Annotated in this window: 13 protein-coding genes; 10 read left to right on the forward strand and 3 right to left on the reverse strand. The window is 66.4% G+C overall.

What is annotated here, in order from left to right; all coding sequences use genetic code 11:
- Positions 1-84 precede the first annotated feature (84 nt).
- Positions 85-669, reverse strand: coding sequence for a rhodanese-like domain-containing protein (locus JGS22_RS02765; protein WP_211041277.1), 585 nt, complete (start codon positions 667-669; stop codon positions 85-87).
- Between the two features lie 375 nt (positions 670-1,044).
- On the opposite strand from JGS22_RS02765, the gene JGS22_RS02770 reads away from it, so the two are divergent.
- From JGS22_RS02770 to JGS22_RS02785, 4 genes are all read left to right on the forward strand, one after another.
- Positions 1,045-2,256 carry a S8 family serine peptidase gene (locus JGS22_RS02770; RefSeq protein WP_211041278.1) on the forward strand — a complete coding sequence of 404 codons (1,212 nt, stop codon included), beginning with the start codon at positions 1,045-1,047 and terminating at the stop codon, positions 2,254-2,256.
- 10 nt (positions 2,257-2,266) lie between these two features.
- Positions 2,267-3,103, forward strand: coding sequence for a phosphotransferase (locus JGS22_RS02775; protein ID WP_308405483.1), 837 nt, complete (start codon positions 2,267-2,269; stop codon positions 3,101-3,103).
- A gap of 218 nt (positions 3,104-3,321) precedes the next feature.
- The gene (locus JGS22_RS02780) at positions 3,322-3,918 is read left to right on the forward strand and encodes a hypothetical protein (RefSeq protein WP_211041280.1); all 597 of its coding nucleotides are present in this window, start codon (positions 3,322-3,324) and stop codon (positions 3,916-3,918) included.
- A 226-nt stretch (positions 3,919-4,144) separates the two neighbouring features.
- A complete protein-coding gene (locus JGS22_RS02785; RefSeq protein ID WP_211041281.1) occupies positions 4,145-4,597 on the forward strand; it encodes a DUF2563 family protein in 453 nt (150 codons plus the stop codon).
- Between the two features lie 196 nt (positions 4,598-4,793).
- Here JGS22_RS02785 and JGS22_RS02790 read toward each other — a convergent pair whose 3' ends face one another.
- Positions 4,794-5,111 (reverse strand): hypothetical protein, encoded by a 318-nt coding sequence (locus JGS22_RS02790; RefSeq protein WP_211041282.1) that lies wholly within the window; start codon positions 5,109-5,111, stop codon positions 4,794-4,796.
- 1,154 nt (positions 5,112-6,265) lie between these two features.
- On the opposite strand from JGS22_RS02790, the gene JGS22_RS02795 reads away from it, so the two are divergent.
- From JGS22_RS02795 to JGS22_RS02820, 6 genes are all read left to right on the forward strand, one after another.
- The gene (locus JGS22_RS02795; RefSeq protein WP_211041283.1) at positions 6,266-7,387 is read left to right on the forward strand and encodes a S8 family serine peptidase; all 1,122 of its coding nucleotides are present in this window, start codon (positions 6,266-6,268) and stop codon (positions 7,385-7,387) included.
- 70 nt (positions 7,388-7,457) lie between these two features.
- Positions 7,458-7,907, forward strand: coding sequence for a hypothetical protein (locus JGS22_RS27535; protein ID WP_211041284.1), 450 nt, complete (start codon positions 7,458-7,460; stop codon positions 7,905-7,907).
- Between the two features lie 9 nt (positions 7,908-7,916).
- Positions 7,917-9,749 carry an alpha/beta hydrolase gene (locus tag JGS22_RS02805; protein WP_211041285.1) on the forward strand — a complete coding sequence of 611 codons (1,833 nt, stop codon included), beginning with the start codon at positions 7,917-7,919 and terminating at the stop codon, positions 9,747-9,749.
- Positions 9,750-9,829: 80 nt separating this feature from the next.
- Positions 9,830-10,297, forward strand: coding sequence for a hypothetical protein (locus tag JGS22_RS02810; protein WP_211041286.1), 468 nt, complete (start codon positions 9,830-9,832; stop codon positions 10,295-10,297).
- Positions 10,298-11,064: 767 nt separating this feature from the next.
- Positions 11,065-11,376: a hypothetical protein gene (locus tag JGS22_RS02815; RefSeq protein ID WP_211041287.1), complete on the forward strand. Its 312-nt coding sequence runs from the start codon at positions 11,065-11,067 to the stop codon at positions 11,374-11,376.
- A gap of 136 nt (positions 11,377-11,512) precedes the next feature.
- On the forward strand, positions 11,513-11,767 hold the full coding sequence (locus tag JGS22_RS02820; RefSeq protein ID WP_211041288.1) for a hypothetical protein: 255 nt from the start codon (positions 11,513-11,515) through the stop codon (positions 11,765-11,767).
- Here the strand turns inward: JGS22_RS02820 and JGS22_RS02825 are convergent.
- Positions 11,748-12,836 carry an IS630 family transposase gene (locus tag JGS22_RS02825; RefSeq protein WP_211043833.1) on the reverse strand — a complete coding sequence of 363 codons (1,089 nt, stop codon included), beginning with the start codon at positions 12,834-12,836 and terminating at the stop codon, positions 11,748-11,750. The genes JGS22_RS02820 and JGS22_RS02825 overlap by 20 nt on opposite strands.
- Positions 12,837-12,880: the final 44 nt, after the last annotated feature.

The following is a 12,880-nucleotide window of genomic DNA, read 5'->3' on the forward strand; positions in this document are numbered from 1 at the left end:
CCGTCGCCCCATTGAGCACCAAGCAACGGATCATCACCAGCGAATTAACCGCCGCGGTCGACGTACCGGCGGGGAGCGCGGCGGCTACGCGTCCCGCAACTGCCGCAGCGTCTCCCGCAGTTCGGGTCCGCCGTCCGGAGCGCGGTTGCACGGGAGCCGCCCCAGCGCCACCGCCATACCGCAGGTGTCCGTCACCGCCGAGAGGACCAGCCCCGCCCCGACGGCCAGCGACAGGTAGCGCGCGCCCGGCAGTACGAAGTCGAGCAGCAGGCCGAGCACCACGAGCGAGCCCGCCGCCAGCCGTACCTGTCGGTCCATCACCCAGCGCGGCCGTACCGTCGCGTTCCCCGTACGCGTCAGCTCGTGCCCCGCGTCCGCCCACTGCGACGTGCCGCCCGCCACGGAAGCGGCCGGTACGCCCGCAGCCGCGAGCCGCTGTGCCGCGTTCGCCGAGCGGGAGCCCGTCGCGCATATCACCGCGAGGGTGTCGCTTCCGCCGCCCGCCTCGCGCTCCCGCAGTACGGGCAGCGCCTCGTCGAGGCGGTCCAGCGGCACGTTGCATGCGCCGGGCACATGACCCGAGGCGTATTCACCTGGCGTACGGACATCGATCACGAGGGCGACGCCGGCCCGCGCGTGCAGCTCGGCGACGGTCAGGGAGGCGCTCATACGGGTGAGCGTAGCGACGTCGCATTCGCCAACGTGAGCGGGGTGCGACGAGGTCCACGAGACCGGCCCGAACGATCCGACGTCACCTTGGAGGCTGTCCAGTCTCCGGCCGGAACCGCGCCCTCCCGTTCGCGATGGCATCGACCGGCGGCACTGCGGACCGTTACCGTTGCGGAACCGGTTGTCGCTGACCTGACCGCCGGCCTGGACGGGGGTACAGGACGCATGGCCACACGCTGCCCGAAAACGCACGCGCCGGACACCGCGACGTCGCACCACGCAGCACGCGCTCCGACCGAAGCAGCAACTCCGAACAGCCCCCTGCGCCGGGGGGCTTCGCCGAACTGCCTTCGTACGAGCCGAGGAGACGCACGTATGCGCCAGCTGCCCAGCACCCGCCGCACGCTCATCGCCCTCGCCGTGGCACTCCTGCTGCCAACGGTCACCGCTCCCGCCGCGCACGCCGACAACCGCGTCGGTGACCAGCGGTACCTGGACGCGATGAAGGCCGAGGAGATGTGGAAGGTCTCCCAGGGCGAAGGCGTCACCATCGCCGTCGTGACCGTCCACGGTCGGCAGTCTCTCCCGGAGCTGGAGGGCCGGATGCTCCCGACGAAGCGGTTCGACCCCTCGGCCGAGTCCCCAGCGAGCTCCTACGGCGATTCCATGGCCTCGCTCATCGCCGGCACCGGAGCCGGCGGGGGCATCAAGGGCCTCGCACCCAAGGCCAAGATCCTCCCGATCGACATCGCGGGCAAGGACGCGGTCGCGGCGTACGGGCACCTGCCGCGAGCGGTCGACTACGCCGTCGACAAGGGTGCGAAGATCATCACCATCCCCTTCAGCACGCCCGAAGCCCACCTGATACCGCGGAAGACCCAGGCAGCCGTCCACCGGGCGCACCGGAAAGGCGTTCTCATGTTCGCCGCTTCCGGGGACGACGGAACCGAGGCCTTCGTCGAGAACTACCCGGCGGTGCTGCCGGGCGTGGTACGCGTCGGCGCCACCGACGAGAACGGCGAGCAGGCCGAGTTCTCCACCAGCGGCTCAGGCCTCACGCTCGCCGCGCCGGGAACAGGCATCACCACCCTTGACGAGGACGGCTCCTACCAAACCGGCAGCGGCGGAACCGGCAGCGCCACCGCCCTCACCTCAGCCGCCGCGGCCCTGATCTGGGCCGAGAATCCGCAGTGGACAGGCAACCAGGTCCTCCGCACGATGATCCACACCGCGGACCGCTCCCGAAGCGCACCCACCGAGCGCCTCGGTTACGGCGCGATCCGCCCGCACAAGGTCCTCCTCGACAACGAGGGCAACCCCGGTGCCCCCGACACGCACCCGACCTTCGCCTCGTACTACGCCCGCCTGGACGCCGACGCGGCGGAAGCGACCGCCGACACGAAGGACACCGACGCGACCCTTCTCGCGGGAGCCGGCCTCGTCGCCGGCCTCCTCCTCGCTGCCGCGACCCTCTACTCCCGCCGCCGCCACCGCAGCCCCGGCGCCGAACCGGCGGGCCAGATCGACGAGTTGACGGTCATCGAGTTGGCGCCGCACCCGGATGCCCAGGACCGGGCCCGGACCTGAGCAGGCGGCGGTGCACGTCTCAGAGGTCCCGCGCGCCGTGGGCGCGGCCACGTCGATCGCCACGTCCCTCGGACTGCCGGTGGACGACACGTCCGTGCTCCAGAACTCAAACAAGCTCTCGCTGCGGCTGCTGCCCTGCGACGTCGTGGCCCGGGTGGCTCCGGTGGCGCACCACGTCGCCGAGTTCGAGGTGGCTCTCGCCCAGCGGTTGGCAGAAGCCGGGTGCCCGGTGGCCGTCCTCGACCCCCGAGCGGAGCCCCGCGTCCACGAACGCGACGGCTTCGTGGTCACGTTCTGGACGCATTACGAGTCGTCGGCGCCCGGGAAGCTCCCGCCCGCCGAGTACGCCGACGCGCTCCACCGGCTGCACGCCGGCATGCGGCTACTCGACGTGCCCGCCCCCCGTTTCACCGACGGCGCCGCGCGTGCGGCCGAGCTCCTCGCGGACCACACACTCACCCCCGAACTGCCCGATCGCGACCGCGAGTTGCTTGCCGGCACGATCCACGATCTGCGCAGCACCCTCGACGAGCGCGGCGGCGCAGGGCAGTTGCTGCACGGCGAACCGCATCCGGGCAACCTGCTCGACACCGAGCACGGGCCGCTCTTCATCGACCTCGAAACCTGCTGCCTCGGCCCGACCGAGTTCGACCTCGCCCACGCGCCCGAGGACATCGCGGCGCTCTACCCGGGCGTCGACCACCAGCTGCTGCACGACTGCCGCCTCCTCGTACTGGCGATGATCGCCACCTGGCGCTGGGACCGAACCGACCAACTCCCGAACGGCCACCGACTCGGCCAGGAGTGGGTGGCCCAACTCCGCGCCCGAATCGGCCACTTCGGCTGACCGGGCTCGCCACGGGCCGGGCACGACCGGCAGGACCGGCACGACCGGCAGGACCGGCAGGACTGGCAGGACCGCCAGAGCCGCCAGGACCGCCAGGACCGCAGGACCGGGTGTCACCGCGTGCACCAACCTCCCCCCGCCGCCCAGGGCGGGTTGAGTACCTCTTCCGGTGCGACTACTCAGGCGCCGACGGGTGAGTTGCGCCTACGGTCGCCGACATGTTCAGCGCACGCGGAGTCCGCCTCCTCAGCCGCAGACCGGCCGTCCGGTGGGCCGTGGCCTGCCTCGCGGTGCTGACGCTGCTCGCGCTCGCCGTCCCGGCCGGAAGGCTCGCGTGGCACGGCACGCCGTACCCCTCCGCCGACCCGCAGGAGGTGACGCGACGACTCGAAGCCCACGCCGACCGGGTGTACGCGCACCTCTCGGCGGCGGGCCACGACGCCGCCGACCAGGGCGAGGTCCGGACGGGCCCGTGCTACCACCGCGGCCTGAGCAGCCTGCTGCACGTCGACTCCCCGCGAGCGGACGTCAGGCGTTTCCACCACCGGCGGCACGTCGCGGAGGTACCCGAGGCCGTCGCCCTGGACACCCGACGGCGCGTACGAGGCCACCTGGCGAAGCAGCGCTGGAAGGTCACCCGCGACTTCGCCGGCGCCCGCAGCCAGTGGCGCGAAGTGAGCCTGCGCGCCGAGGACCCCGACAGCGGCGACGCCATCGAACTGGACTGGAACGACGACAGCACCACGCTGAGGGTCGCCGTCCACGCCCGCTGCGCCCGGCTCGTCACAGCCGAACGGACCGACGTCAGCTCCTGATCGCGGGCGATGAACTACGCGCCTCATGCGCTGAGTTGAGTACGTGTACTCATGGCACCGAAGCGGCTCCGGACGTAGCGTCGCTCGACACGGACAGCCACCGGCGCCGCCCCTGCGTGAGCAACACCACAGCAGCGGGGCGTCGTTGGCGCGTCACTGCCAGCTACTAAACTGCGGTGAGCTGTCATGGACCCGGCAGCGACGGACCAGGGGTGGGGGAACACACATGGCCGAGGACTGGGGCGCCGGCTCCCGGAGCACCGGCGGGAGCGGCGCCGACCTGCACGTCGGCGACGGCACGCTGGTCTCGCTCAAGAAGCAACTCGACCTGCTGCTCCTGGAGTTGGACAACCGGGGTGTCCAGGAGGAGATCCGGTCCAGCACGGTCGGGGCGGGCTCCTACGGCGACTTCGCGGGAGCCCGCGAACTCGCCACCCACCAGGCACGTGTGCACCAGAAACTGGAAGCCTTCTCGCGCATTTTCGGCGAGCAGATCGAAGCGCTCGGGATCGCCGCGCAGATCTCCGAGAAGGGCTTCCAGAACGTCGAGGCGGACGCCGTACAACGGCTGCGCGCGATCCAGCAGAACGCCTACGAGCACTACAAGGCGCCCAAGGACGCACCCACCGCAGGCCAGGACGCCAAGGCCACGGACGACGACGAGCAGGCCGCGTACTGACAGACCCCGCGCCGCCGCGCACGTACGCGCAGAGCACCGCCCCCGCGCACCCGCGCACCACGCACGCGGACCACGCCGACCTGCCACCGCCGACACAACAGGGAGAACGTCCCCCATGGCCCCGGGCACCTTCGACGACCGGACGCACGAACAACTCGCCGCCATGCTCGCCAACGGCGCCCCCGCCAAGGTGAGTTCACACGCGCAGCTCCTCCAGGACGCCTCCCGGCTCATCGCCGAGATCTCCGTCCACGTACGCGCGGCCGTCGACAAGGCCGACTGGAGCGGCGAGTCCGCCACCGCGTACCGCGCCTGGGCCAAGCACTTCGCCCAGGAGGGCGGCCAACTCAGCACCTACGCCAACACCGTCGGCGGCGCCCTCCAACGCGCCGGCCAGGCACTCACCGACGCCCAGGCCGCCATGCCCCGCCCCGCCGCCGACGCCTCCCTCAAAGGCGAACAGAACGCCCCGATCGGCGACGACCCCGCCACGATGCGCGAAAAGACCCGCCAAGAGGCCATCCGCACCCTCGAACGCCTCGACTCCTACTACTCCGTCACCACCACCACCCTCCGCACCGCCGAAGAACCCAACTTCCGCCCCCCGGAACCCCCGGGAATGCGGCAGCCGGTCATCGAGTTCAGCTCCACAGGTTCCGGGCCGGTGGACCGCCCCTATGCGCCGCCGAGCCCGCCCGGCGGTCCCGCTCCGGATCCACGGGGTGCACGAGAGAACTCAGCGGCGGACGCCGTACGCACCTCACTCGATTCCGTTGCCGCACCTGCACCCGTGGAGGCGCGGTCACAGCCGACGCCTGCGGCGAGCACCCCGAGCCAGGGAACCTCTTCGGGCCTGCCACCCGGCCCGAACGCCTCTGTTCCACCGCTCGGTCCAACTACCCGCCCGGGCACCGCTTTTCCTCCCGGGCCTGCAAGAGGCCCAGGCACCGCACAGGGCCACGCTGCCCCCCGCACGCCCACCCCGGGCCAGCCGTTCCCGGGCTCCACGGGAGGACTCGGAACAGGCGGCAACGCGGGAGCTTCGACACCGGGCCGAGCCGCAACTCCAGCGCCCCACCCCGGGATTCACGGCGGACGTATGCGGCCCGCCGAGCCACCAACCAGCACGGCCCGAGGCACGGTTATCGGCGGACCGGCCGGACCGATCGGCTCGACAGGCCGACCGGGCACAGCCGCTCCCGCCGCCGGTCCGGGCGTTCCGAGCCAGCAGCAGGTTCCCGCTCGTCGGCTCGCGACGGAGCCCGGGGGAACTGCCCCGCTGCGACGACCCGCCGGCGCCGGCAGTGGTGCGGCAGCACCCCGGAACGGCGTCATCGGGGGCGCTTCCGCACCGGCCGGTTCGGCACCCACGACTCGGGGAGAACAACGAAAGAACCCCAGGTCAAACCGCCCGCCCGGTCTTGCGAGCGACAGATTCGAGCTGAGTGAGGAACAGCTCAAGAAGATCGTTCCACCCGTCATCGGATAATCCCCAGCTGCGGTCGGTCGGACCGAGGAAGAGCCACGAACATGTCACGCACTCCCCGTCGTTGGACAGGTGCGCGCCGCGCGCTGCTCACGCTCACCGCAGCGGCCCTCCCCCTGGCAGCACTCACCCCCACGGCAGCTGCGGAACCTCGCTCGAGCGGCCAGTGGTATCTCGACGCCATGCAGGCAGAAGAGATGTGGAAGGTGTCGCAGGGCGAGGGTGTGACCGTTGCCGTCATCGATCTGGGCATCGACAGCACCGTGCCAGAGCTCAAAGGCCGGATGATCCCGGGCAAGAGCTACACCCGCGGAGACGAGAACGCCCGGGACGCCGGGCAGCACGGAACGTCCATGGCGGCCCTCATCGCGGGTTCGGGTGCCGACTCCGGCATACAGGGACTGGCGCCGAAGAGTCGGATCCTCCCCCTCACGATCAACGAGGACGACCTCAGCATGGCGCGAGGCGGCAGTATTCCTCGCGCCATTGACTACGCATTGGAGAAGCAAGCCAAGGTCATCAACATCTCTCTCGCAACACAGCTGTGGGAGAACGTTCCGAGGGGCACGCAGGAAGCAATCCACCGGGCGCAACGTGCGGGCGCCCTCGTCTTCGCCGGCTCCGGCAACGACGGAATGGAGTCGAACGCAACTTCCTACCCCGCCGCCATTCCTGGTGTCATCGCGATCGGCGCCACCGACAAGGAGGGGAAGCCCGCCAAGTTCTCGTCTAGCGGCGACCATCTCGCCCTCGCTGCGCCGGGCGCGAAGATTCTCATGCGGTGCAAGAAGAACACCACCACGTGTCCGAGCAACGGCACCAGTGCCGCCACCGCTCTGGTGTCCGCATCCGCCGCTCTGATCTGGGCCAAGTACCCGGAGTGGACCAACAACCAGGTCCTCCGTGCCCTGATCCAGACCGCCGGACGTCCCGGCGCCACCGCGGACGACCCGCCCAACACCCGTATCGGCTACGGCGCCGTACGCCCCCGCCTGGTCCTCGAAGGCAAAGCCGACCCCGGCGATCCCGACAAACACCCCACCTTCTCCAAGTACTACGCCTCCCTGGACGCCAAGTCGCCCCAGCCCGAGGCCAGTTCGCAGCTCTCCTCGCCCGGCTCCGACGCCTCTGCCGGTTCCGAGTCGGCTTCCGACACAAGCTCCGGCACCGCCACCGGGAACAGCGGCGACGACTCCAACAGCACTCCCCTGCTGATCGGTGGCGGCCTGGCCGCCACCGCCCTTCTGGTCGGCGGGGGCGTGTACCTCCACACCCGTCGCAGGAGCCACGGCAACCGTCTCTGAACGCACGACCGGCCCCACCCGGGGCCTGCTACACACCACGCCCCGTCAACATCGGCACACGGAGCATTTGATGACCACGTTCCAGGAAGAGTGGGCCCAACTGAAGGCGGATGCCGCCCGCACCAAACTGGCCTCGGCCGACGGCTCGGGTGACGCTTCGGGCACGTCGGGCCAGATGAAGTCCGACCGAGCCGCCTGGCGGCAGGCGGCGAAATCGGTCGGCGGGCTTCCTTCCAACACAGCCAAGCCGCTCGCCTCTCTCGAGAAGGACCAGTCAGGTTTCAGCGGCGGCAGCGGGACACCGGAAACCGAGTCCGGAGCAGCCCAACGTGCTCTCTTCCGCTCCTGGAAGACGTACATGACGCAGGTCAACAAACGCTGCACCACTCTGGAAAGCGCACTGGAAAAGGCGGGGAGCGACCAGTCCGGGAACGAGCAGGACGTCCGGGACTCGTTCACCTCCCTCTCCCGGCGCTACAAGGACACCCCCGAACTCGGCGGCCAGAAGCAGGGGAAGTAACCGCAGACCATGGACTACAAAACTCTCTCCGCGCTACGTCCCGCCGACTTCTCCGAAGCAGCAAAGTCGTACCGCTCTGCGAGCAACGTCGCCCAGGTGAACCGCGAACGCATCGAGCGCGACATCTCCGCGAAACTCAGAACCAAGGTGGAGGGCAAGGCAGCTACCGCTGCGCAGGCCCAACTCACTGCCCTTGGCAAGAACTTCCACTACATCCAGGTCGAATGCGGCCTCATCAGCACCTCACTGCACGCTCTGAGCACAGAGTTGACCACTGCCAAGAAGAAACTGGCGACAGCCGTCTCCGAGGCACACGCAGAGAAGTTCACAGTCAACGCTGACGGCTCAGTCACCTACCCGGCAGCCGGCGAGAAGGTCGACGGCAAGGTTCCCGCAGGCGGCACCGCCCGGGGCCGCAGCTCCGCGAACAGTTCGGGCGGACCGATCGACCCCGGCGGCCAGACCAACGACGTCGCCAAGTCGCTGGAACGACAGGCCGCCCGCCTCGCCCCCAACCCCCACAGCGGGCCCGCACAGGAGTACGCCAACCGCATCGCCAACGCCATCAAGGAAGCAACCGAAGCCGACACCCGCTGGGCCCCAAAGCTCCGCAAACTCCTCGCCGACGACGACCTCACCGTCTCCAACAGGGACTGGAGCGACACCGCGGCGGACAGAGGTCTGGTGCACAAAGCGGCAGACGGCTACCTCGATGGCATCAAGCCGCCGCCCTCGGACGGGTCTCCCAAGGAGAACTCGAAGTGGTGGAAAGGCCTCTCCCCCGAGGAACGAGAAGCGATGCTCGCACTCCACCCGGCCAAAATCGGAGCACTGGACGGCCTGCCTGCCGCAACTCGGGACGAAGCCAACCGGGTCAACCTGGCCCAGACCAGAGCGAGTTACGAGACCGAACTTGCGTCCATCCCCAAGGCACCGGCCAAATGGAGCGGCCCAGGGCCCGTGACCGAAGAATGGACCCAGTGGAACGAGAAGTACGGCGAACGAAAGAAACACCTGGAGTCCGCCCTCACAGGCATGGGCCACATCCAGAAACGCTTCGACCAGACCGGAAAATACGGACTGCCCGAGGCGTACCTCCTCGGATTTGACACCCGAGGTGAGGGCCACGGAAAGGTGATTATCGCAGACGGAGATCCCGACAAAGCAGACCACACCGCCGTTTACGTGCCCGGAACTGGAACCAGCCTGGAAGGGATCGAAGGAGATATCGACCGAGGAAATGACTTGTGGCGAGAAAGCAGCGCGGTGAAACCTACAGAATCTGTGGCAGTCATCACCTGGTTCGACTACGACGCTCCACAATCAGCAATCCCGGTCACAGATGGCCCACTCATACCTGAGGCCAGAGACGGCTCCTACGCCAGAAGCGGTGGTCCTACTCTAAACCAGTTCCTAGAGGGATCAGGAGTAGCGCGCGAAGGTAGTTCGGGAGGGCCCGGACACACAACTGTAGTTGGCCACAGCTACGGCAGCACGGTGGTAGCTGAGGCAGCGAAGAACGGCGCCAGACCTGACGACGTCATCGTCGCTGGGAGCCCCGGAATGCAAGCAAAACATTTCTCCGAACTAGGAATCAAGGAAGGACACATGTGGACCATGGCAGCCGAAGGCGACCCAGTCCCAACAGCCGGAAGGCTGACTGCCCTCCAAGAGGGCATGATCGTTCCATCAGACCCAGAGTTCGGCGCGGGAAATATGAAAACAGATACAACCGGACATAGTGCCTACTGGCAGCGCGAGTCGAGTGGAGAAGCTTCACTCAGTCTAAGAAACCAGGCTAACGTCATCATGGGTAAACACGATAAGGTGACACTCGAATGAGATTGACAAACCTACGCCCCACTCACGCACTAACATCAACCGCCCTGACAGCAACACTATTGATTACGGGATGCTCAAACATGAAAAGCATTGAAGAAAAGCTGGGGTACACCCCAGAGCTTCGCAGCACTTACACCGAAACATCCAAGGTGGACGAAATGTCCAGTCAAATTCTCGAATGGACAAAGCTTACCGGAAAGACGACCGAAGGACCGGCCGCAGTTAGTCCTTGCTACGAGAGCGAAAAAAGCAAAGAAGAATACTACGTAGTTCGCCACAGGTGGTCCATATATCAACTCACCGCGGGCTCTTTCAGTGAGGGAATGGAAAATCTCCGGAGGGAACTCCCGAAGAATCACTGGAAGATCACTCGGGATGGACCAGTAGATTCCATCTCAAAGCAGCCACAGATCCTCGCAGAACACACTCGATCTAATCACACTCTTGTCATCGAATGGCATTGGAAAGAGCCAGACCCCAAAGATGAACTAATCTACGTTGCAGTGGATTCTCGTTGCATGAAGGTACCAGAAGGAGAAGAGGTGTAGCCGATTTCGAAGGGGGAATTAATCCTCTACTTTTTAGCCGCGGCAAACTGACAGTTAGTGGCGATCCAGCCAGACTGCCGCCAGGGCTCCCTCGCGATGTAGCGAGGCTATTTGATCTGCCTCGATCAGGCCTGACGGAGGATGGGGACGGACGTCATGGCCTGTTGAGCGAGCGCGCGGATCTTCGCGCGCGCGAGTGGTTGACGGCCGGCCTCTACAGAGAGCAATCCACGGAGAGCGTCTCCCAGCATGCCCAGTAGGGCAGTCGCTTGGTGCCGTCCGGCGCCTTGCTAGCCCTTGTCGGCCCAGCTATCCAGGCCGCGTTCCTTCAGAGCGGTCCATGACGACCTAGCTCTCGGTCCGCGCGTATGTCGTGGGTGGCGCCGGAAAGCACGGGCAAGGCACACAACCTACCTGGCTCCAGAAAACGCCCCGGAATCGGTCGACAACTTGGCGCTCATCGTCACAGGAAAAATAACCAAACTTCTAGAGAAGGAACACCGGTGAGAGCTAGCGATTCGGTCACGGCGATCGCAGTCACTGTAGCGCTATCCAGTTGCGCAGGCGGTATTCCTGGTACTGAGGAGAAGGCGCCTCACATGAACCTCAATCAGGCAGCAGAGCATGCAGACTCAGTGCTCCAAGATACCTTAACTGCCATTCATCCCGAACTTCGGTGGACCCATGCCCCTGTAAGTTCGGGCGGATGCGGAGGTTACGACCCGGACGGAGTAGAGACAGAGAGTGTCACTCTTACACGCGTAGTTATGACAGATGTCTCCGAGGAGCGCAGAGGAAGCTTTCTTGGCGTCGTGGAGAGACATTGGGAGAAATCGGGATTCGAGATTACGGGCGCCAACAGCGACCGCGAGATGCCATCGATATACGCTAAAACCGATCAAGGGTACAGACTGACACTCAACATCGGCTATCGCGGGCAAGCATTCTTCACGATTGTCAGCCCGTGCGTCCGTGTGTCGAAGCTCGACCCGAAGCTATCGAAGACCAACGGGCCCAACTTCTCCGGTCGCGAAATCCCTCGACCGCCGAACTTTCAAGACGAATTCTGGGCCAAATAAATGCCCGTTCGTCAGTGAGCTGCCGATCTCCAGCTGCCCCCTCTTCTCGCACTCAGCGGTTGTTCCGTAGCAGTCGGTCGCGGGCGACATGATCGTGGCGTGGCTGACGCGATTCACGGCGTCGGAGGAGTCGGACATGAAGGAACACAGAAAAAGCAGGATGATTGCCACTGACACAGGCAGGAAGAAGATAGTCGCCATCAGGGCATTGGCGGGAATCGTCGCTGCTGGCATCTTGATCGCAGGCTCAATCTACGCACTGTCCGAATACATGAATCACAAACTCGAAGAAGAACAAGAGTGCTGTTGGGCTGATGGCGCTACTTTTGAAGAGATCATTAATGCGATCGGCATAGATGCTCCAGAACGCTCTAGTGTCCTGAGTCGGTAGTTCGTGTGCAGTATGCGGCGAGGGTTTTGAGGATCTCGTCTGCGGTCTTGGTCCACACGAACGGTTTGGGGTTCTTGTTCCACTCGTTGATCCAGCCGCGGATGTCTCGTTCGAGTTCGATGACGCTGCGGTGGGCCGAGCGGCGGAGTTTGCGGCAGGTCAGCTCGGCGAACCAGCGCTCGACGAGGTTGAGCCAGGAGGCGGAGGTGGGGGTGAAGTGCAGATGGAAGCGGGGGTGTCGCAGCAGCCACTTCTTGACCGCTTCGGTCTTGTGGGTGGCGTAGTTGTCCAAGACCAGGTGAAGGTCCAGGTCCTTGGGTACGGCGGCGTCGATGGTCTTCAGGAAGCGGAGGAACTCCTGTTGGCGATGGCGCCGGTAGTGCTGGGCTATGACCGAGCCGGAGGCGATGTCCAGGGCGGCGAACAGGCTGGTGGTGCCGTGCCGGACGTAGTCGTGCGTCATCCGCGCCGGCGTACCCGGTGTCAGCGGCAGCACGGGCTGAGTTCGGTCCAGGGCCTGGATCTGTGACTTCTCGTCCACGGCCAGGACCAGGGCGTTCGCCGGCGGGGACAGGTAGATGCCGACCACGTCACGGACCTTGGTCACGAACTGCGGGTCGGTGGACAGCTTCCAGGTCTGCACAATGTGCGGCTTGAGGCCGAACGCCCGCCAGATCCGGGACACGGCCGACTGCGACATACCCGCAGCCTGGGCCATCGACCGCGTCGACCAGTGCGAATCTCCCGAAGGCGGTGCCTGGTCAAGAGTCCGGGCGACCAGAGACTCGACCTGCTCGTCCGTGATCTGGCGCGGGGCACCGGAACGCGGAGCGTCGATTAGCCCCTCAAGCCGGTCGGCAGCGAACCTGGACCGCCACTTGCGCACCGTCTCCCGCGAGATACCGAGCTCCTGCGCGACCCGCGCGTTCGGGCGACCCTCGGCGCACGCCAGCACGATCCTCGCGCGCAGCACCAAGGCCTGCCCCGCGGTCCGCTTGCGCAACCAGCCCCGCAGTACACGGCGTTCACGCTCGGACAACTCCAATGACAACGGCTTCGGGCCCGGCATGCCCCAACCCTACAACCGCCAAAGAACTACCGACTCAGAACACT

It is taken from the genome of Streptomyces tardus, from assembly GCF_018101125.2.
Taxonomy (GTDB): domain Bacteria; phylum Actinomycetota; class Actinomycetes; order Streptomycetales; family Streptomycetaceae; genus Streptomyces; species Streptomyces tardus.

Bases quoted from the DNA above. Each gene is read 5' to 3' on its own strand.
- JGS22_RS02815 (WP_211041287.1), top strand. From the start codon at position 11,065: ATGACAGATGTCTCCGAGGAGCGCAGAGGAAGCTTTCTTGGCGTCGTG.
- JGS22_RS02785 (WP_211041281.1), top strand. From the start codon at position 4,145: ATGGCCGAGGACTGGGGCGCCGGCTCCCGGAGCACCGGCGGGAGCGGC.
- JGS22_RS02765 (WP_211041277.1), bottom strand. From the start codon at position 669: ATGAGCGCCTCCCTGACCGTCGCCGAGCTGCACGCGCGGGCCGGCGTC.
- JGS22_RS02825 (WP_211043833.1), bottom strand. From the start codon at position 12,836: ATGCCGGGCCCGAAGCCGTTGTCATTGGAGTTGTCCGAGCGTGAACGC.
- JGS22_RS02780 (WP_211041280.1), top strand. From the start codon at position 3,322: ATGTTCAGCGCACGCGGAGTCCGCCTCCTCAGCCGCAGACCGGCCGTC.
- JGS22_RS27535 (WP_211041284.1), top strand. From the start codon at position 7,458: ATGACCACGTTCCAGGAAGAGTGGGCCCAACTGAAGGCGGATGCCGCC.
- JGS22_RS02810 (WP_211041286.1), top strand. From the start codon at position 9,830: ATGAAAAGCATTGAAGAAAAGCTGGGGTACACCCCAGAGCTTCGCAGC.
- JGS22_RS02805 (WP_211041285.1), top strand. From the start codon at position 7,917: ATGGACTACAAAACTCTCTCCGCGCTACGTCCCGCCGACTTCTCCGAA.
- JGS22_RS02795 (WP_211041283.1), top strand. From the start codon at position 6,266: ATGCAGGCAGAAGAGATGTGGAAGGTGTCGCAGGGCGAGGGTGTGACC.
- JGS22_RS02820 (WP_211041288.1), top strand. From the start codon at position 11,513: ATGAAGGAACACAGAAAAAGCAGGATGATTGCCACTGACACAGGCAGG.
- JGS22_RS02770 (WP_211041278.1), top strand. From the start codon at position 1,045: ATGCGCCAGCTGCCCAGCACCCGCCGCACGCTCATCGCCCTCGCCGTG.